This window comes from Tardiphaga sp. (assembly GCF_044336785.1).
Taxonomy (GTDB): domain Bacteria; phylum Pseudomonadota; class Alphaproteobacteria; order Rhizobiales; family Xanthobacteraceae; genus Tardiphaga.
In genome coordinates this window covers 36,883-56,932 of sequence record NZ_JBIIOT010000024.1, presented here as the reverse complement: position 1 = coordinate 56,932, position 20,050 = coordinate 36,883, and the positions used below count along the sequence as shown (strand labels likewise).

General features: G+C 61.8%; 18 protein-coding genes. 7 read left to right on the top strand and 11 right to left on the bottom strand.

Features of this window, described 5'->3' with window-relative positions:
- The 3 genes from ACIQ2A_RS09760 to ACIQ2A_RS09750 form a co-directional block, all read right to left on the bottom strand.
- Positions 1-684, bottom strand: a 684-nt coding sequence (locus ACIQ2A_RS09760; RefSeq protein ID WP_398478348.1) for an FAD-dependent monooxygenase, incomplete at its 3' end; no start/stop codon positions are given.
- 29 nt (positions 685-713) lie between these two features.
- Complete coding sequence (locus ACIQ2A_RS09755) at positions 714-1,667, bottom strand: PDR/VanB family oxidoreductase (protein ID WP_398478346.1); 954 nt, start codon at positions 1,665-1,667, stop codon at positions 714-716.
- Complete coding sequence (locus tag ACIQ2A_RS09750; protein WP_398478344.1) at positions 1,654-2,712, bottom strand: Rieske 2Fe-2S domain-containing protein; 1,059 nt, start codon at positions 2,710-2,712, stop codon at positions 1,654-1,656. Before ACIQ2A_RS09750 ends, ACIQ2A_RS09755 begins: the two co-directional genes overlap by 14 nt.
- Before the next feature lie 246 nt (positions 2,713-2,958).
- Between ACIQ2A_RS09750 and ACIQ2A_RS09745 the strand changes: the two genes are divergently transcribed.
- Positions 2,959-3,705: a TetR/AcrR family transcriptional regulator gene (locus tag ACIQ2A_RS09745; protein WP_398478342.1), complete on the top strand. Its 747-nt coding sequence runs from the start codon at positions 2,959-2,961 to the stop codon at positions 3,703-3,705.
- A 116-nt stretch (positions 3,706-3,821) separates the two neighbouring features.
- On the opposite strand, the gene ACIQ2A_RS09740 is transcribed toward ACIQ2A_RS09745, so the two are convergent.
- From ACIQ2A_RS09740 to ACIQ2A_RS09710, 7 genes are all read right to left on the bottom strand, one after another.
- Positions 3,822-5,138 carry an MFS transporter gene (locus tag ACIQ2A_RS09740; RefSeq protein WP_398478340.1) on the bottom strand — a complete coding sequence of 439 codons (1,317 nt, stop codon included), beginning with the start codon at positions 5,136-5,138 and terminating at the stop codon, positions 3,822-3,824.
- A 166-nt stretch (positions 5,139-5,304) separates the two neighbouring features.
- Positions 5,305-6,333, bottom strand: coding sequence for a leucyl aminopeptidase (locus ACIQ2A_RS09735; RefSeq protein WP_398478338.1), 1,029 nt, complete (start codon positions 6,331-6,333; stop codon positions 5,305-5,307).
- Positions 6,334-6,377: 44 nt separating this feature from the next.
- The gene (locus ACIQ2A_RS09730; RefSeq protein WP_398478336.1) at positions 6,378-7,016 is read right to left on the bottom strand and encodes an N-carbamoylsarcosine amidohydrolase; all 639 of its coding nucleotides are present in this window, start codon (positions 7,014-7,016) and stop codon (positions 6,378-6,380) included.
- 7 nt (positions 7,017-7,023) lie between these two features.
- Positions 7,024-7,725 carry an Asp/Glu racemase gene (locus ACIQ2A_RS09725; protein ID WP_398478358.1) on the bottom strand — a complete coding sequence of 234 codons (702 nt, stop codon included), beginning with the start codon at positions 7,723-7,725 and terminating at the stop codon, positions 7,024-7,026.
- 50 nt (positions 7,726-7,775) lie between these two features.
- A complete protein-coding gene (locus ACIQ2A_RS09720; RefSeq protein ID WP_398478356.1) occupies positions 7,776-8,588 on the bottom strand; it encodes an alpha/beta fold hydrolase in 813 nt (270 codons plus the stop codon).
- A gap of 5 nt (positions 8,589-8,593) precedes the next feature.
- On the bottom strand, positions 8,594-9,742 hold the full coding sequence (locus ACIQ2A_RS09715) for an FAD-dependent monooxygenase (protein WP_398478334.1): 1,149 nt from the start codon (positions 9,740-9,742) through the stop codon (positions 8,594-8,596).
- 102 nt (positions 9,743-9,844) lie between these two features.
- The gene (locus ACIQ2A_RS09710; protein ID WP_398478332.1) at positions 9,845-10,039 is read right to left on the bottom strand and encodes a hypothetical protein; all 195 of its coding nucleotides are present in this window, start codon (positions 10,037-10,039) and stop codon (positions 9,845-9,847) included.
- A gap of 123 nt (positions 10,040-10,162) precedes the next feature.
- Here ACIQ2A_RS09710 and ACIQ2A_RS09705 point away from each other — a divergent pair, with 123 nt between their 5' ends.
- The 5 genes from ACIQ2A_RS09705 to hspQ all read left to right on the top strand — a co-directional run bounded on the left by ACIQ2A_RS09705 (position 10,163) and on the right by hspQ (position 16,941).
- Positions 10,163-10,624 (top strand): MarR family winged helix-turn-helix transcriptional regulator, encoded by a 462-nt coding sequence (locus tag ACIQ2A_RS09705; RefSeq protein WP_398478330.1) that lies wholly within the window; start codon positions 10,163-10,165, stop codon positions 10,622-10,624.
- A 52-nt stretch (positions 10,625-10,676) separates the two neighbouring features.
- Positions 10,677-11,183: a (2Fe-2S)-binding protein gene (locus tag ACIQ2A_RS09700; protein WP_398478354.1), complete on the top strand. Its 507-nt coding sequence runs from the start codon at positions 10,677-10,679 to the stop codon at positions 11,181-11,183.
- The gene (locus tag ACIQ2A_RS09695; protein WP_398478328.1) at positions 11,180-14,737 is read left to right on the top strand and encodes a molybdopterin cofactor-binding domain-containing protein; all 3,558 of its coding nucleotides are present in this window, start codon (positions 11,180-11,182) and stop codon (positions 14,735-14,737) included. Before ACIQ2A_RS09700 ends, ACIQ2A_RS09695 begins: the two co-directional genes overlap by 4 nt.
- A gap of 678 nt (positions 14,738-15,415) precedes the next feature.
- Entirely contained in the window at positions 15,416-16,393 is a 978-nt protein-coding gene (locus ACIQ2A_RS09690) for a tripartite tricarboxylate transporter substrate binding protein (protein ID WP_398478326.1), read from the top strand.
- 215 nt (positions 16,394-16,608) lie between these two features.
- Positions 16,609-16,941, top strand: a complete 333-nt coding sequence (gene hspQ / locus ACIQ2A_RS09685) for a heat shock protein HspQ (protein ID WP_398478324.1) — start codon at positions 16,609-16,611, stop codon at positions 16,939-16,941.
- A gap of 214 nt (positions 16,942-17,155) precedes the next feature.
- Here the strand turns inward: hspQ and ACIQ2A_RS09680 are convergent, their stop codons facing one another.
- Positions 17,156-17,962 carry an invasion associated locus B family protein gene (locus ACIQ2A_RS09680; protein WP_398478321.1) on the bottom strand — a complete coding sequence of 269 codons (807 nt, stop codon included), beginning with the start codon at positions 17,960-17,962 and terminating at the stop codon, positions 17,156-17,158.
- Positions 17,963-18,247: 285 nt separating this feature from the next.
- On the opposite strand from ACIQ2A_RS09680, the gene ACIQ2A_RS09675 reads away from it, so the two are divergent.
- Positions 18,248-20,050 (top strand): extracellular solute-binding protein, encoded by a 1,803-nt coding sequence (locus ACIQ2A_RS09675; protein ID WP_398478319.1) that lies wholly within the window; start codon positions 18,248-18,250, stop codon positions 20,048-20,050.

The following is a 20,050-nucleotide window of genomic DNA, read 5'->3' as shown; positions in this document are numbered from 1 at the left end:
GTTGACCGCGACGATGTTCACCATGTCGCCGCCCTTGACGTAATAGGTCACCACATGACCCTTCGGCCCCATCCAGAATGAGGATGTCGGCGTCACAAAAGGCAGCGGGAATTTCTCGACCGGCACCAGCGCGCGCCAGCACATATGGCCGGTATAGCTCGCTGGCTCCTGGCCCCACAGAGCCGCGCGAATGGGCGAGCGAACGCCATCAGCGCCGACGACCAGATCAGCGGTGTATTCGCTGCCATCCTCAAAGGTGACGACCGTGCGCCCGGCCTTCTGCTGCAACCCTGTGCAAGTGGCGCCAAATGTAACGCGTTCCGGCGCGATATCCTTTGCCAGCATCGCGTGCAGATCGGCGCGGTGGACGTGATAAAACTCGGCGCCGAACACGCGCGGGCAGACCTCGCGCAGCGGCGTGCGGAACAGCTCCTCGCCGCTCTGCCAATTCCAGCCCATCATGGCTTCCGGCAGAAAGCCCGCAGCCGCGAGATCGGGCGCAAGACCGAGTGCCTCCAACACCTTGACGGCATTGGGCGTCATCTGCACGCCGGCACCGACTTCGCCGAAGGCGGCGGAGCGCTCGAACACATGATAGTCGATGCCGAGCCGATCCAGGCTGCGGGCCAAAGCCACGCCGCCAATTCCGCCACCGATGATGGCTACATGGAAATCCTTTTGCATCGCGTTTCCTTTGTGGGACTGCATGTGGCTCAGATATCGAGATCAAGTGTGGTCAGCCCGCGCGAACAGCAGGCCATCATGACGGTCGATGTTGCGCGCGCGGCGGGTGCAATCACCTGATCGCGATGATCGACGCTGCCCGACAGCACGCGGACCTCGCAGGCACCGCAGATGCCTTCTTCGCAGGAATAATCGAGGTCGATTCCAGCAGCGAGACAGGCGCTGAGCACGGTCTCGTCAGCGCCGACCTCGAGTGTGCGACCCGAGCGCGCGAGATGAATGGAGAAGCTGCCAGCAGGTCCGGCCTCGACCGGAGCCGCTGCAAAGCGCTCGCGATGCACGAGATGGAGCGGACGCTGGGCGGTCAGGTCATCGAAGGCATCGATCATGCGCGTCGGCCCGCAACAATAAAGCGGTGCGTCGTTCGGAATATCGGCAAGGACATCGGCCAGGCGCGGCGCCGGCCCGCTGGTGTGATGCAGCCGCACGCTGCCATCGCTGACCGCCGCAAGCTCGTCATGAAAGAGCGCCGCCTCGGCACTGCGCGTCCAGTAATGCAGCTGAACGGGCCGCCCTTCCGCGACCAGCTTGCGATACATCGAAATGATCGGCGTGATGCCGATGCCGCCAGCCAGCAAATAGGATGTCGTCGCCGTCGCTGCATTGAGCGCGAACAGATTGCGCGGCTCCGAGCCCGGATAGATCTCGCCCGTCACCGATTGCCGATGCCAAGCGCGCGAGCCGCCCCTGCCCTCGCTCGCCTCCTGAACCGCGATTTCGTAAGTGTCCAGACGCGGCTGCGGCCACAGCAGCGAATATTGCCGCAGGAATCCGGGCGCCACTTCAAGATCGATATGCGCGCCAGGCTCGATGGCCGGCAGCGGCTGCCCGTCGCATGCGGCGAGCCGGTAGAGATTGATCCCCGGCGCACCGTAGCGCACCTCGACCAGCCGCAGCTTCAGGCCCAGTTCAGATGACGCCATAGGTGATACCCTTGGCGCGCAGCCAGGTCCGGTAGCGCTGGCCCATCAGGTCGGTGCGGTGATGCAATTCGTAGCGCAGCTGGGTCGGAATACGCTCCGGACGCTGGGTCTCGACGATTTCGCGATCTTGATTGAACACCACATCGGCACGATCACGGACCGTTTTCGGATCTGGGTGCGGATTGACATTCATCGCCGCGCAAACACGCGCGATGGTCGTCTTCTCATCGACCGGCTGACAGACGAAGAACGTCGCGAACAGATCGGACTTTTCCGAGATGATATTGCCGGATTTGTCGACGTCCTGTGTGCGCTTGGAGAAGTAAGCCACGAGCGGACGGAACGTGTGATAGGTGTAGAACGCCATCAGCGGCACGCCACGCGCATCGCCATGCGGTTGAAACACCTTCACTTCCGAAGACCGCAGTCCGATCTCATCCTCGAACACATCATAGGGATCGAGCTTGTCAGGATTGTCCATCACGCCATTCAGGCCGGCATGGACGAAGGGGAAGTGGCTCGCATCGATGAAATTCTCGATCGAGCGAAAGCCATTGGCGGCATATTTATAGGGTCCGCTATGGACCTTCATGAAGCTCGGGTCATCCCACTGCGGGAAGACCGGGATGTCATTGGCCGGCTCGCCAAGGCACACCCAGACGAAGCCGTAACGCTCGACCGCCGGATAGGGAAAGGCCCGCGCCTTCTTCATGGGCGTCTCGTCGGGGGCGGCCGGCATCAATGTACAGCGCCCGGTGCCGTCATATTCCCAGCCGTGATACGGGCAGACCACGCGATCGTTCTTGATCCAGCCCTTTGAGAGCCGCGCGCCGCGATGGATGCAGAGATCCTCCCAGACGTGGATCTGGCCGTCGGCCGAGCGCCAGCCGATCAGGTCGCGCTCGAGCAGGCGAACCGGCAGGATCTTGTCGGCGACGAAATCGGTGGAATAGCCGACGACATGCCAGTCGTTGAGCAGGACCGGATCCTGACAACCATCATCTGCGGTGATCGGCTTCTGGGCCGACAAGGTCGCGACGGACATTCGAACTCCTTTGCGTTGGCCTGAGCTGGGCTTTATTTGGTCAGCCATATAATTATTTTGCTGGCCAGTTATATAATTTTGTTTGCAATCCCCGTGCCAGCTTGAGAGAACGCAGGAAATGGCATCAGGATGAGGATGTGCGGGCTCGCCGCCATCGTCACTGCCATTCCGATGCTGCGATTTGCATCAATTCTAAGCGCGGGGATGCTCGAAATGCGACCACGGCCGAGGAGCGACAGCGACGCCATGAACCGCGTGTCCGGCCGCCGCGGCGTGTCGTCCGCGGAGTCCCCCACCAAGCGTCCCGGCCGCCCCGAAGGCGGCAACGGTACGATGCGGACCGGCATCATGGATGCGGCCGAAGTCGTGTTTGCAAATGAAGGCTATGCAGGAACGACCCTGCGCAGCATTTCTGAACTTGCTGGCGTGACGCAGGCGCTCATCACATACTACTTCGGCTCCAAATTCGAGCTGTTCAGCGAGACATTTTTGCGGCGCGCTCAGCCGATCGCGGATGCGCGGATCGCAAGCCTCGAGAAGCTCCAGGCTCAGGGCAAGGCCGACGATGTCGTCGCCATCGTCGAGGCCTTCCTGCAGCCGGTGCTGGACCTGCGCGGAACGGCGCAAGGTCCGGCCTTTCTGCGACTGCATGCCCGCCTGCACACCGAACCGCCAAACCTGTCCTATGAATTGCGCAAGAGGGCCTATGACGAGTCGACGCAGCTCTATATCGGAGCGCTGCACAAGGCACTTCCGCATCTGTCGCGTTACGATGTGCAATGGCGGACCACGCTGATGATCGGCACCTATCTTTATGCGCTGTCGGATACCAACCGGATGGAGGACATGGTGCCCGACGCCTACGATCCCAAGGACGAAGCCAGGCTGATGGCGGAGACGGTCGCATTCATCACTGGCGGCATCTGCCGCGACACACCAGCAAAAAAGAGCTCCGATAAGATCGTCAAGAAAAGCAAGAAACGCAAAAGCTGATCGGCCGCACATCGCAAACATCGCTGTCCCGTCGATGTGGATAGGCCACCTGCCCGCTTGTCGCAGGATGTGAGATGCAGGCCGTTGCCTGTCGGCAACGACCTGCCAAACCGGATTTATTCCAGCGGACGCCCCATGGTCTCGACGTCCATGAGGCTGACGCAAAACGCGGCAGCGGCGAGCAAGCCTGCGATCGTGACCAGTGCGAGCGTAAAATTCGTCGCCATGATCGGTGCCACCACCGACGGTGCAAGCAGACCGCCGGCACGCGCCACGGCACCCGCAGCACCCATGCCACTGCCACGCAGACGCGTCGGATAGACTTCCGGCGTGAAAGCATAGACGCCGGCCCACGTGCCCAGTAGCGCGAAGCTCATCAGCAGCGTGACACCGACGACAACGACGCTCGACGTGCCAAGGCCATAGGCCAGGCTTCCAACAGCGCTGAGCAGAATGAAGCCGATCAAGGTCGGCTTGCGGCCCCAATGCTCAACACCATAGGCAGCGAGCGCGTAACCTGGGATCTGCACCAGCGCGATCAGGATGAGGAAATACTGTCCGCGCATGAAGCCGAAACCTTGCGCCGACAGTTGCACGGGCAGATAGACGAACACGCCGTAATACGAGATCGAGATCGCGAACCATGCCACCAACAGCAGGATCGAACGACGCCGAAGCTGCGGCGAGAACAATGCGAACACCGACTGCTGCTTCTGCTCCTCGGGCTTGAGTGGACCGATCTCGACATTGGTGCCGTTTTCGCGCGCCATCCGCTGCAGGACTTGCCGTGCCTCATCCGATTTTCCGGTTCGGTTGAGATAGAGCGGTGACTCCGGCACATAGAAGCGAACCAGCACGCCGATCAGCGCGGGGACCCCGGTGACGAAGAAAATCGTGCGCCATGCATCGCCGCCCTGCGTTCCCGCAAACAGCGCAAGTATCGCCAGCGCCACGGTGCCGACGGCCCACAGCGACTCCAGCCAGACCAGCCAACGCCCACGACGGTCCGATGGCAGAAACTCGGCCATCATGGCATAGTCCACCGGCAACGTGCCGCCGACACCGATGCCGGTCAGCAGCCGCGCCAGCAGCAGCCATTCGAAGCTCGGAGAGAAAGCCGAAGCGACACCGAAGATCGCATCGATCAGAACGGCGCTGAGAAGAATGGGGCGACGCCCGTAACGATCGGCCAGGCGACCAAACACGAAAGCGCCGATCAGCATGCCGACAAAGAACAGCGTGCCGGTCTGCAGGGCCTGCGGAACGGTGATGCCAAAGCTCTTTGCGATCGATGGCGCACTGAAGCCAATAGCCAGCACCTGCATCGCATCCGCAGCCCAGACGAGGCTGAAGATGACGAACAATTTACGCTGAAAGAATCCGACACCCGCCTGGCGGATGCCCTCTTCGATCGTAATCAATGGTTGGGACACGATAGATACCTCTATGTAAAATAACTGAGTACCCTTAAGGCAATCAGAGATTGTTCCGGCGGGCGGATTTCTCCCCGCAGGTCGGTTGGTTCAGACGATTGCAGCGGTTTCGGCCGCCCTGACCCGCATGCCAGATGACATCTGGCGTGCGGGTCTACGGATCAGGTCAGCGAGCGACCTGCATTTCTTTCACGGCGATATCGCCGTTGAGCACGATCGGCTCGTCATCTAGGAAGAGCGAGCAACCACGCAGCGGAATGTCGAGATGGCAGGCGGTGTCGTTGGGGCCGCCGAGTTCGTTGTTCGGGCCGGTCGAGAACATCACATTGCCGTAGAACGAGCGCGGCTCCATGCCCATGCCACCGGGGAATTCACCCGGCACCATCGCATGCCACTTGGCATTCTGATTGAGACCCCAGCCGACATGGCTCATGCCCATGCCGCGCGGATCGTTGAAGGCAGACATGTAGGACTTCACCAGTTCCGCCTCGAGTCCGCCGCGGATATCGGTGACCCATCCCTTTTCGATCGTGTAGGTGATCGGCTCGCGCACATAGATGTTCTGCGGCAGCAGGATGTCGCCCGGTCCCACCACGAATGTGCCATCGACACCGTCATCGTCACCACCGGTGAAGACGAAGCCCGACGGCCAGTGATCCCAGCGCCCCGGCTTGTCGGTGCAGGCATATTCCGCAATGGTCGGATAGGTGTTGAGCTTGTAGGTCACGTCGGTGCCAAATGGCGAGGTGATGCGCATCACCTTCGCCTTTTCGAGCAGCTCCGCGCCGATCTCGACGCGCTCGCGCAGTTCCTTGGTCGGCATCATGCGCGCCAGCAATTCCGGCGGCTCCACGGCGGTGAGGATGCGCGTGCCGGACGCCTGGATCGCCATCTGCTCAGGGCTGAACAGCAGGAAGATGCAGTCGATCAGCATGTCGGCGGCCTTGAGCGCCTCGACGGCTTCCGGCATCGCCGCGAGTCCGGTCTGGCCGACGGCCCAGGCGCCGATCGGCGGCACCGATGGCAAACGCATGTGATACATCTTGGCGCCGAGGCGCTGGCCTGCCGCCATGAAGGCATCGGCATAGTCCAGGCGATCATTGCCCTGGGTCAGGACGATGAGTTTCTCACCCTCGTGAACACCTGACATCTTGAGCTGCTGCAGGCAGATTTCCGTGAAGCTGAACTGATCCATTCTCATTCCTCACTTGATGGGGCTCGAGGACCCGGAGATTGATGTTAGTTGGCGGCGGCTTCGGTGAGACGCGTCACAGTCTCTGACAGACCGATGACGTCGCCATATTTCGCGTCGATGTCGAACAGATTTGCCTCATGCGGTTCGCTGTGGCGATCCCCGACACAGTCCCGCACCACGATGGTGCGGAAACCGTATTGAACGGCATCCACCGCGGTGGCCCGGATGCATCCGCTGGTCGAACAACCGGCGAGTACAACGGTGTCGATACCCTGCGCGTGCAGTGTCGGTGCAAGACTGGTGCCGAAAAACGCGCTCGCATATTGCTTGGTGATGACGAGTTCACCTGCCTCGGGTGCAACGCCGTCGCAGAACTCGGCGAGCGGATTGCCGCCCACCATCGCAGCCATGACAGGCGATTTCTTGACCCAGATCCCGCCATCTGCGGCATCTTTCGCGAAATACAGGATGTTGGTGTGGATCACCGGCACGCCATTGCGACGCGCCGCGTTCAGAAGCGTCGGCGTCTGAGCGACGGCCTCGACAACGCCCGGCGCGAAGAGTGGCGCGCCCGGCGTGGTATAGGCCTTCATGAAATCGACGACGATGACAGCGGGACGCTTGCCGAAGCCGATGCGATTGCCCCAGACACCTTCGTAGTTCTGCGACGCGGACACGGTCATGATGGCCTCAATAGGCGCCAGAGAGAAGGCAACCGGCACCGGGCACGACCGGTTCCAGATCGAGCGCCTTCAGCATCTGATAGGTGGTGGCGACCGCAGCCGTCAGTGTCGGCTTGCCGGTCATGGCCTCGACCTTGGCGACACTGGCCAGCGACGGCATCTGCACGCAGGCGGACAGCACGATGGCATCGACATTCGATGTATCGAGCTCCGCCACGATGCCCGGCAATTTTGCCGGGTCATGCGCTGCGACCTTCAGATTGTCGGAAATTTCGAGCGCACGATGCGTCACCACAGTGATGCGCTCGGCTTCGATATAGTCGATCACCATCTTCGTGAGCGGCTTCATGTAAGGCGCCACCACGGCGATGCGCTTGGCACCGATCACGCCCAGCGCTTCCACCAGTGCACCGGCACTGGTGACCACCGGCGCAGGCGCACCGTTTTCCGCCGTCACCTTCTGAAGCCGCGCCTGGCTTTCGCGGTGATAGCCATGGCCCATCGACATGATGGCGACCAGGCAGGCATAGCCGAGCACGTCGACGCGGGCATCGGACAGTTCGAGCGCGCAGCGATCGGACTGGCCGTCCATGGCGGCGAGTTCTTCCTTGGTCACGTGCTTCATGCGCATGCGTGCCGAATGGAACGTGAAGCGCTCGGGACGGATGAGCTGGCGCGCGGTCAGCATCGCAGGAATTTCCGTCTCCATCGTGATGTTGGAGCTGGGAACGATCTGGCCGATGCGGAATGTCTTGAACGTCATGACAATGTCTTTCGAAGGGAAGTCCCAAGGATGCTGTCGACAGCGCTGATGAAACCCTGCAAGTCATCCCACGGGATCATGTGGCCGGCATCTGGCACGTGAACGATCTGGAGCTTGTTATTGAGCGACGACAGCTCAGCGATGTCTTCGGACTGGATCACGCCCCCCTTCCCCGCAACCATCAGTGCAGCAGGCAGTTTGAGGCCAGGCACGTCGTCGTGAAACGAGGTCTCGTGAAAGTCGTTGAACGCCTTCACGATTGCCGGTGCGAAGCAGGTATGCAGCCATTCGGCGCGCAGCGCGAGCTGCTCATCGGTCCAGGTCGGACAGAACGCACGCATGGCTTCGGCATCCATTCCGGTCGTCGCCTGCGCGATCGAGTCGGTGTACCATGGCAGCTTCGATGGATAGGCGCGACGCCCCGGCCCCGAGACCGGCGGATCGACAAGGACAAGATGCGCCATGCGGGCCGGCTGCTTGCTCGCCGCACGTGCCGCGATGCGCGCGCCCATGGAATGGCCGAGGACAATGGCGTTCTCCAGCTTCAGCGCGTCCAGCAGCGCCACGAGATCGTCGGCCATCGCATCGACGCCGTAGTCGAGTTCCGGCCCGGCCGATGACAGTCCGCGCCCGCGCACATCGACGACATAGGTGTCGAAGTTCTGCGCCAGCGCCTCAGCCACGAACTCCCAGGTGATCGCCGGACTGGTGATGCCCGGAATGATCACCAGCGGCTGCGCGCTATGCCCATAGCGCAAGACGTGCTGCCGAATGCCATTGGCAGCAACGTTGAAGCCGGATTGACGCATGCGGCTCACGCGGCAGTCCCGTCGCGCAGCGGATGTTCAAAAATGTCATAGCCGAACACCCAGGCCGGATCTTCCTGCGTACGCAGCCAGGTATTGGCGTTGGAGACCGACTGCACCCGCGACGCCCGCTCACGACGATTGGCTTCATACAGCGTGAAGGCGGTGCCGAAATCCGACAGTCCGGTTTCTTCGAGACAGCGCGCCAGCATCGCGCCGTCTTCGATCGCCATGGCGGCGCCCTGCGCCATATGCGGCTTCATCGGATGGCAAGCATCGCCAAGCAGAACGATACGACCCGTGCTCCAGACCGGCAGCGGCTCACGATAGAACAGCGGCCACTTGGTGATGTCTTCGGCGACATCGATCAGCGCCTGGACTTCCGGGTGATAGCCCGCGAAATCCTGCTTCATGTCTTCGCGGCTGCACGGCACGAAAGCGGTGTCGTATTCCCACTTCGGATGTGGCACGCCGCTCACGAAGTAATACTCATCGCGCGCTTCGGTGGTGTAATAGACCATCATGTGACGGTCTGCGGTCCACCATTTCACGCAGGGCTCGAACGGGAACGGATATTTCTTCAATGCGTCGCCGCGAATGAGCGCGCGGTGCCCGATCCAGCCGGTGTCCTTCGGCGCTTCGGCACCGAACATGTGCTCGCGGAGCTTCGAATTGATGCCGTCGGCGCCGATGACAATATCGGCACGGTGACGCGTGCCATCTTCGAACATCAGATCGACACCGTTGCCGTCATCGTGGCACTCGATCAGCTTCTTGTCGTAATGGAGACGCGCATTGCCCAGCGCTGCGATCTGGAACTCGTGCAGGTCGCCGCGATGGATGGTCACGTAAGGTGCGCCATATTCCTTTACTGCGAATTCGCCGAGCTTGATGCGGGACATGTAGTCGCCGGAATTGCCATCACGGCTGAACCAGAAATCGGGCTTCGAGCCCTTGTGAGCCACCGCGTCCTCGATCCCCATCCGACGGAAGATCTTCATCACGTTCGGACCCATATGGATGCCGGCGCCGAGTCGCGAGAAGGCGGGCGCCTGCTCGAACACATCGACCTCGAAACCAGCCTTCTGCAGGAGCACTGCCGCGCAGGCGCCTCCTAGACCAGCTCCGACAATTGCAATGCGAGGGGTGTTGGACATCGGTGGCTTCGCTCCAGTGCTGATCAGTGACACTGACCAATATCAATTTTTGTAGCGTACACACTATTTTTTCCGATGTGCAATAGATCGTCCGCACAGTTTTTATGCTGCATCTGCGTAAAAAACGGCCGTACCGCAACATTTTAACGCAATATTTGAGAAGGCAACGTCGATTGACAATTGTCCGCCGCCGTCAATAAATAGCGCACACGCTACATGTTGCTTGGTCGTGAGATCGGCCAACGACGGGATGATGCGGCGCGATAATCTCGAGCCGGAATTATCGATGGCGGTCATGACATTGTCGGACGGCTCAAACTCCTGGACGCGCCAAAATGAGGCTTGCATCATGTCATGCCAACACCTTAGCCACTCCCTATCCATCCGAAAGTGATGGCGAACATGAGAGGCTGAACACCAATGCAAGAGTCCACGCCGGATCGCAGCACCAGCGAACCGGATTCAGCTTACGTCTTCTCGGACCAGATCGGCTTTCTGCTGCGCCGGGCGTATCAGCGCCATCTCGCAATCTTCCAGGCCAATACGGGCGATTCCGAACTGACCAGCGTTCAGTTTTCAACATTGTGCGCATTACGCGACAAGGGACCGCAATCGCAAGGCGAACTGGTGAAAGCGACGGGCGTCGATCAGGCAACGATCCGCGGCATTATCGAACGACTGAAGGCCCGTCGGCTGGTGTCGTTGGCAAAAGATTCCGTGGATGGCAGAAAGGTCATCGTCGCATTGACGGCAGCGGGTGTGACTATGCTCGATCAGATGATTCCGCGCGCTGCAGAAATCACCGAATTGACCTTTGGCTCGCTGAATCCCGGCGAGCGCATGGCACTAGTCTTCACATTGCGGCAGATGCTGCAGGAATAATTGACGGCCAGTATAAATGTTCTGCGCCGGCCGATGTTTCGAGGTTGGCATGCTGAACGGCACGGTCGAGATTGATCTGACCATCAACGGCGCAGAGACGCGGATCGCGGCGGAGCCGGAAACGCCGCTGCTCTACATCCTCCGCAATGATCTCTGCCTCAACAGCCCCAAATATGGCTGCGGCCTCGGCGAATGCGGCGCCTGTGCAGTCCTGATTGATGATCACGCGGCGCGCTCCTGCACCGTTCCCGTCGGCGCGCTTTCGGGAAAATCGGTCACCACGCTTGAAGGCCTCGGTACCACCACCTCGCCTCACCCCGTACAGACAGCGTTCATCGAGAACCAGGCAGCTCAATGCGGCTATTGCCTGAACGGCATGATCATCACGATCGTTGCGCTGCTCAAACGCACGTCTTCGCCAAGTGAGGACGACATCCGCAACGCGCTCCGTCACAACCTGTGCCGTTGCGGCACGCATATGGAGATTCTGGCCGCTGCGCGCTCGGCTGCCGAGATGTGCCGGAACGAAGCGAACGACGGCCGAGAGGAGCTCCAGTGACCGCGCCTCAGGATATGCCGGCTTCCGAATACTGGTCCAATGGTGATGTACTTCTCGTCTACCGCGAGACGCCCGAGGTCAACGAACTCTATATCGCCGTCTATCCCGATGGCTCAGTCACGGCTTTCAACGGCCATGTCGATCTCGGCACCGGCATTCGCACGTCGCTGGCGCAGATCGTTGCCGAAGAACTGCATGTTCCGTTCGGCAATGTCACCATGGTGCTGGGCTCCACCACCGCGGCCCCCAATCAGGGTGCGACCATTGCCAGCGAAACCATCCAGATCACCGCTGTCCCGCTCCGTCTCGCCGCGGCCACTGCGCGCGAATACCTGTTTGCGCAGGCCGCCGAGCGTCTCGGCACGCAGCCCGACAAGCTGCGCCTCACCGAAGACGGCACCTTTCGCCTCGACCCGGCCAAGGATCCGGCTGCGGACAGCGCGAACCTGTTCGTCGCCCTTGCCGATCTCATCAAGGGCCGCGCGCTGCGCCTCCCCCTCGATCCCGATGCCAAGCTGAAGCCGACCGCGGACTACACCATCGTCGGCCAGAGACAGGCCCGCACCGACATTCCGCAAAAAGCTACCGGCGACTTCCATTACGTGCATGACGTCCGCGTACCCGGCATGGCCCACGGCCGCGTGGTGCGCCCGCCCTATGCCGGCTTCGATGCCGGCCCTCACATTGGTCACAGTCTGATCAGTGTCGACGAATCGTCCGTGGCCGGAATTCCGGGCCTGATCGGCGTCGTCGTGCTCGGCGATTTCGTCGGCGTTGTGGGCGAGCGCGAGGAACATGCGATCCGCGCCATGAAGGCGCTCAAGGTGACATGGCGCGCGCCGCCGATCATTCCGGATCTCAATGCGCCGGAAATGCCCCTGCGCAACAACCGCTCCACCCTGCGCGTGCTGACGGACAAGGGCGATGTCGAGACGACGCTGAAAGGATCCACGTCGTCATTCGAGCGCTCCTATGTCTGGCCTTATCAGATGCATGGTTCGATCGGCCCGTCCTGCGCGGTTGCCGACTGGCAGGACGATCATCTTGTCGTCTGGTCCGGCACGCAAAACCCGTTTCCGGTCCGTGCCGATCTCGCCAGACTGATGGACATACCCGAGGACAGCATCGTCGTCGAGCGACAGGAAGCGGCCGGCTGCTATGGCCGCAATTGCGCCGACGACGTCACGCTCGATGCGGCCCTGCTGTCGCGCGCGGTCAGGCGGCCGGTGCGCGTCCAGCTGACGCGCGAGCAGGAACACGCGTGGGAGCCGAAAGGTGCAGCGCAGGTCATCGATGTGCGCGGCGCCCTCGATGACGAAGGCGGCCCGGCCGCCTATGATTTCGAGACGCGCTATCCCTCGAACCTCGCGCCGAGCCTGCCGCTGATCCTCACCGGCAAGGTACCGCCGATTGCGGATGTTGCGGAGATGGGCGATCGCACCGCGATCCCGCCCTACATGATTTCCAACATGCGCGTCCGGGTCCACGACATGCCACCGATCGCGCGCGCCTCGTGGTTCCGCGGCGTGTCGGCGATGCCGAATTCATTCGCCCATGAATCCTTCATCGACGAGCTCGCAGTCGCTGCTGAAGTCGATCCGATCGAGTACCGGCTGCGATATCTCACCGATCCGCGCGCGATCGATCTGATCAGGGCTGTTGCCGAGCGCGCCGGTTGGCAGCCGCATACAGGACCGTTCTCGCATGGCTCGAGCGGCGACATCCTTTACGGCCGCGGCTTCGCTTACGCCGTCTATATCCACGGCAAGTTTCCCGGCAAGGCCGCTGCATGGGCGGCCTGGGTCGCCGATGTCGCGGTCAACAAAGTCACCGGCGAGATCGCAGTCACCCGCGTGGTGTGTGGCCAGGACACCGGCCAGGTCATCAATCCCGACGGCGTGAAGCATCAGATCCACGGCAACATCATCCAATCCACCAGCCGTGTGCTGAAGGAAGAGGTTCAGTTCTCGCAGACCGGCGTCGCCAGTCTCGAATGGGGCGCATATCCGATCCTGAAATTTCCTGATGTCCCCGACATCGACGTGCTGCTCGTGCCGCGTCAGGACGAGGAGCCGCTCGGTGCCGGCGAGTCCGCATCGGTGCCGAGCGCCGCCGCCATCACCAATGCGATCTTCGATGCCACGGGTGTCCGCTTCCGCGAATTGCCGCTGACGCCAGAGAAAGTGCGCGCTGCGCTCAATCCGCTGCCGCCGCCTGAACTTGCTGAACCTCCTGTCGCATCGGCAAAGCGACGCTGGATGTGGCCGCTTGCCGGCGCCTTCGCCGGCGCACTGGCAACCGGTGCCGCGATCCTGCCATGGGCCTCGGCCATCTCACCGATCGCGCGACCGTCGGCCGACACCTATTCGCAAGCGACGATCGAACGGGGCCGTCTCGCGGCGGCCATCGGCGCCTGCAATGTCTGCCATATCGGCAATGACGGCATGCCGTTCGGCGGCGGCCGCGCTTTGGAGACGCCGTTCGGAACCGTATATGCCAGCAACATCACGCCGGACAGCACGGCCGGTATCGGCAACTGGAGCTATCCGGCATTCGAACGCGCCATGCGGCAGGGCGTGTCGCGCGAAGGCCACCACCTCTATCCCGCTCATCCCTACACATCCTTCGCCAAGGCCAGCGAGCCGGACCTGCAGGCGCTTTACGCGTTCCTGATGACGCAGACCGCATCCAGCACCGTCGCGCCGCGCACCGAGCTGAAGTTCCCGTTCAACATCCGCTCACTGATGGCCGGCTGGAACGCGTTGTTCCTGTCGGGTTCACCGGCGCCCGCGGATGCGAGCAGGTCGCCGGAATGGAATCGTGGCGCCGAACTGGTTGAAGGGCTCGGCCACTGCTCCGCCTGTCATTCGCCACGCAACGCCGTCGGTGCGGAAGCAAAGCGTGCCGCGCATCTCGCAGGTGGTTTTGCAGATGGCTGGGATGCGCACGCGCTCACCTCCGCGTCACCGTCGCCGATCGGCTGGACCCAGCAGGCACTCTACGACTATCTGCGCACGGGCCGCTCGTACGACCACGGCTCCGCCGCCGGTCCGATGGCGCATGTGATCGAGTCGCTGCAGCCGCTGCCGGATGCCGATATCCACGCAATGGCAACCTATCTCGCCAGCTTCAATGAAACGACCGCTGCTTCCGCCACGCCGGAAGCAGTTATCGCCGCATCCGAAAAGGCAGCGCCGAATGCCGGCCTGCGCGAGCCTGTCGGTGCCCGCATCTTCGACGGCGCCTGTGCCGCCTGCCACGGAAGCGACAGCCGGATCGCATCATTGGCCCTCAACACCAATCTTCACGCCACCACGCCCAACAACGTGATCTCAGCGATCCATCAAGGCATCCCGCTGCCGGTCGGCACACCGGACGAAACCATGGCTATGCCGGCTTTTGCCGGATCACTCGACGGCCAGTCCACCGCCGCGCTCGTCCGCTACCTCCGCGCCCGCTTCGCGCCGGACAAGGCCCCCTGGCAGAATGTCGATACTGCTGTCGCTGCCGGCGAAGCGACATCGGCCAAACAGTCCGCCGTCAAAACGCACTGAATCCCAATTAGCTCTGGGCCAATGCGATCTTTGACCTGGTCGGCGCCAGCCCTTACGTAACTGAGTTCATCTGATTTCGGGTGAAAGCATTCTCGTCAGGACGCGCCAGTTCTGCAGGCTACACGGCACAGCGGTGACGAGATCAAAGACGAATGAACCAGATGCATCTCCCGATACAATTCAAGCAGTCACATGAGCTGATGGAACGTCAGATCGGCTCATGGCTCAGGCTTGTTATGTAACGCAGACCCCTTTTACATCTCGATCTTTTTGCGTTCACGCCGCGAGTTATGTCGGCCTCCAGTCGGGGATGGATGCCGAAGCATTGCTGATTACGCTGGAGCATCGTGCGGGCCGCGCCGATCTGGACGCGCCGCTTTTATGAGCAAATGCTGCCGTCGTCCAAGATTTTGAGCTCATGCACTCCGGAATGCATAACCGTTGTGCGCAAGGAGACGATCACTCGCGATCCGGCAAGCAAACGTTGCAAGACTCATTCATTCGACCGACGCATCCGGGTAGTCACATCGTCGAATGCGACGGGTTTTACCCTTCTCAGACTCCGCCCGAAGCGCTAGGCCGTCGCCATCGGCCGACCCGACCGGATGTGCAGTGATGCGTCCGGTTGAGGTCATGCCTTGCACAACAATAAAGAACCTTGAGAAGGATTCGCTCACAATGGCTCACCTCAGTCGCCGTGCCATCCTGGCCGCCCCGCTTCTGCTGCCGCTCGCTGCTCACGCACAGTCGGCCTATCCGTCCCGCCCCGTGCGCGTCATCGTGCCCTATCCTGCCGGTGGCGGCACCGACACCTGGGCGCGGCTGTCCAATGAAGGCATGCAGCCCGAGCTTGGCGGAACGCTGATCATCGACAATCGCGGTGGCGGTAACGGCATTATCGGCACTGAAGCCGTCGCCAAGGCCGAGCCCGATGGGCATCAACTGCTGTTCACGATCACCACGCATATTCAGGTGCCGGTGGTGATGCGGCGCTTCACCTACGATCCTATCAAAGATTTCGCGCCGATCGGCCGCCTCAGCTACACCGCGCTGGCCTTCTGCGTTGGGCCGAAAGTGCCGGCGGAAATCACAACGCTGAAGCAGTTCGTCGAATGGGCCGGCGGCAAAGATCTGTCGCTCGGCAATTACGCGGCCGGCTCGCATGGGCATGCTTTCGCGATGTTGCTTGCCCGTGAGGCGAAGCTGAAAGCCGTCAATGTCGCCTATCGCGGCGAGACGCCGATGCTGCAGGACCTGCTTGGCGGCACCATCGATGGCGGCTTCCATTCGATGGCGGCGGCAGGCTCCATGGTGCGCGCCGGCAAGCTGCGTGCGCTGGCCGTGGCCGGCACGCGCGAGCGCATCAGCAGCGCGCCGAACGCGCCGACCATGACGGAACTCGGCTATTCCGACCATTTCGGCTTCACCGGTTTTGCCGGCCTGTTCGCACCGGCCAAGACGCCGCAGCCGGTCATCGACAAGCTGGCAGCGGCCTTCCGCGTCGCTGCCAACAAGCCCTTGACCAAGGAACGCTTGATCGAGATGGACACCGTTCCGGCCTATCTGCCGCCGGATGAATTCAAGACCCAGATCGAGCGTTCGCTGAAGCAGTGGACCGAGATCGTCGAAGCGCTCGATCTGCGGATGGACGGCTAGGCTATCCTGGCGCGGCGCCATGCCCTTTGTTGTCGCGTCTAGGCTTAGGTTCCCATATTCCGCAGCACACATCTGCCGTGGCTGAGGTCCCTTGGCCGCGTGTGGACGTCATATGGCCGCCTACCCGAGCCGCTCATTGGTATCTGGCAGCACCTGTCTTAAATCCGTCGTTTTGCCTCTAGCATCGGCCACAATCCTGGTCTATTCGACCGAACATGATCAAAGCGCGGACCGCCAAATTTCAGATCGGACAGATCGTCCGTCACCGGATCTATTCGTTCCGGGGGGTCGTGTTCGACATTGATCCGGTGTTCAACAACACCGAAGAATGGTGGCAGTCTATCCCGGAGGAAGTCCGGCCGCACAAAGACCAGCCGTTCTATCACCTACTGGCCGAGAATTCGGAATCCGAATACATCGCCTATGTCTCCGAGCAGAATCTCGTCCCCGACGAGACCGGCGAGCCGATCCGTCATTCGCAGGTTGCCGAGATTTTCATCCGCGACAAGACCGGCGGCTATCGTCAGCGCAACCAGTCGCTGAACTGACGACTTCACTCTGGTACTCAGTCCCTCATGGTGAGGAGCGCGCTATGGCGCGCGTCTCGAACCATGAGCAGGCCGGACTCCTGAGCCTGTGGCTATCCTTCGAGACGCGGCCGAGAGGCCGCTCCTCAGGATGAGGGCCGAAATTGCAAGAACATCGCCCAAAACCAAAAAAGGCGCCCAACCGGGCGCCTTTCCGTTTGTCTCGTCGAGACGCTTACTTGGCGGCCGGATTGGCCGGAGCTGCGCCGCCGGCAGGCTGCTGGGCTTCGAGCTTGGCGCGAGCTTCCGCGGCGCGCTTCTGCAGCTCTTCCTGCAGCTTCTTCTGGGTTTCTTCGAACACCTTCGGATCGGTCGGCGGGCCGTCATAGGCCTTGGCGAACTCGGCAAGGGGCAGCGGCAGCGTCAGCGGTGCGCCGTTGGAGTTGATCGCCTGCACGACCAGGTTCTGGCCCTTCTTCAGATTGGCCAGCAGTTCCGGCGTGACTTCGTAATCCGACATACAGCCATTCTGGAAGCAGATCACGTAAGGGCTCTGCGCGGGCGCGTTCTGATCGACGATCACGCGGGTGCCGTGCACGAGCTGCATGCCGAGCGGCAGCGTGACGCGCAGGATCTTCTTCGGCTCGCCTTCCGGCTCGATGATCACGGCCGCGATGACGGGCTGGCCCGACTCGATACGGCCGTCCTTGCCGGTGAAGCAGACCTGCTTGGCATTGGCGTCCTGGCCCTTGAGGCAGAACTTGGTCCACGGCGCGTAGATCAGCTGAACCTGCTGCTGCTCGCCCTGCGGCTGCTGCGGGGTAGCCTGCTGGGCTGGCGCGGCCGGAGCCGCCTTGGGAGCGGCCTTCGGGGCGGCCTTGGGAGCCGGAGCGGCCTTCGGAGCCTGCGCGGGCGCGCCGGGCGCTGGAGCCTGAGCGAACGCGTCAGAACCGATCACGCCAGCGGTCAGGGCCGTCGCCGCCAGTAGCGCGAAGCCTCGTCCGCGCGGCAACACCGACGCAGCCAAGAGACGGAAAGTCATTGCGGAAAACCCTTTCTGAACGGAGGCGCTCATATCCCGGAGGCGGCGCTGACATAACCCGTAATTGTCACCCGTTGGCGGGTGTCTCGCTGCCGATTACGGCCGTTACGTGACAGGCTCCGCCGCCCGCGTCAATTGCCCGCTCTCAATACAGCGGAACACGGAAAGATCAATGGCAACAGCGTGATTTGATGCATGGCACGCATGGCCAAACCACAGCCGTGCTAGGTTTCCTCTGTGAACCGGACCGAATCAAATCGCTCTAAACGGCTGCGGGTTAGGCGGATGGGCGGCCTGCTGGCAGCGCTCATTGCGCTTGCCTTCATCACCGATCGCGCAGTCGCCGATTCCGCTCCGCGCTATGCGATTGCCATGCACGGCCAACCCGCTCTGCCAGCCGATTTCCCGCACATGCCTTATGTCAACCCGGATGCCCCCAAGGGAGGCCGGATCGTCTGGGGCGTGCTCGGCACGTTCGATAGTCTCAACCCGTTCATCGTGCGCGGCATCGCCGTGCAGCAGATGCGCGGCTATGTGATGGAGAGCCTGCTCGCCCGCGGCCAGAACGAGCCCTTCACGCTGTACGGCCTGCTCGCCGAAAGCGTCGAGACCGACGATGACCGCACCTACGTGACGTTCCGCGTCAACCCCAACGCGCGGTTCGCGGATGGCAAACCGGTCACCGCCGACGACGTACTGTTCTCCTGGCAACTTTTGAAGGAGCGCGGCCGCCCGCATTTCCGGCAGTATTTTGGCAAGGTCACAAAGGCCGAATTGCAGGACCCGCTCACCATCCGCTTTGATATCAAGGAGGCAAATGACCGGGAATTGCCGCTGATCCTCGGCCTGATGCCGATCCTGCCGAAACATGCGGTCAATCCCGAGACGTTCGAAGATACGAGCATGGCACCGCCGGTCGGCTCGGGCCCATATACGGTCACGCATGTCCGTCCCGGCGCCAGCGTCACCCTCGCCCGCAATCGCGATTATTGGGGCCGCGACCTGCCGATCAATCGCGGAGTGTGGAATTTCGACGAGGTGCGCTTCGACTATTATCGCGAAGCCAACGGCATGTATGAGGCTTTTACCCGCGGGCTCTATGATTTCCGGGTCGAGAACGAGCCGCTGCGCTGGCACGAGGGCTATGATTTTGCCGCGGTGAAATCCGGCGAGGTGATCCGCGACAGCATCACGACGGGATTGCCGAAACCATCCGAGTTCCTTGTCTTTAACACGCGCCGGCCTGTCTTTGCCGATATCCGCGTCCGTCGTGCGCTCACGTTACTATTCGATTTCGAATGGATCAATCGCAACTACTTCTTCGATCTCTATGCCCGCTCGGGCGGGATCTTTGCCGGCTCCGAACTCTCCGCCTATGGCCGCCCGGCCGACGCGGACGAGCGAGAGCTGTTAAATCCCTATGCCGCACAGATCCCCGCCGACATCATGGACGGCAGCTACCGCCTCCCCGCCAGCGACGGCTCTGGCCGTGACCGCCCGGCGCTACGGACAGCGCTCGCGCTGCTGAAGGACGCCGGCTATCAGCTCGACAAAAACGTGCTGCGTAAAACATCGGACAAAACGCCGCTCGGCTTCGAAATCCTGGTCACCACCCGCGACCAGGAACGCATTGCACTGACCTATGCTCGAGATTTGAAGCGCGCCGGCATCATTGCCACGATCCGCGCCGTCGATGGCGTGCAATTCGACCAGCGCCGCATCAACTACGAATTCGACATGCTGCCGAACCGCTGGGACAATTCCTTATCCCCCGGTAACGAGCAGGCTTTCTATTGGGGCTCCGATGCCGCCGATGTCCCAGGCACACGTAATTACATGGGCGCCAAGGACCCGGCCATCGACGCCATGATCGACGCAATGCTCAAGGCTCGTGAACGTCCGGATTTCGTCGCTGCCGTCCATGCTTTGGACCGCGCATGGATGTCTGGAGCTTACGCCATCCCTCTGTACAATGTGCGCGAACAATGGCTCGCGCGATGGAATCGGGTAGAACGACCTTCGACCATTGCGCTTGTCGGCACTTTGCCGGAAACTTGGTGGGCCCGACCGTCGCCCGACCGGAAATGA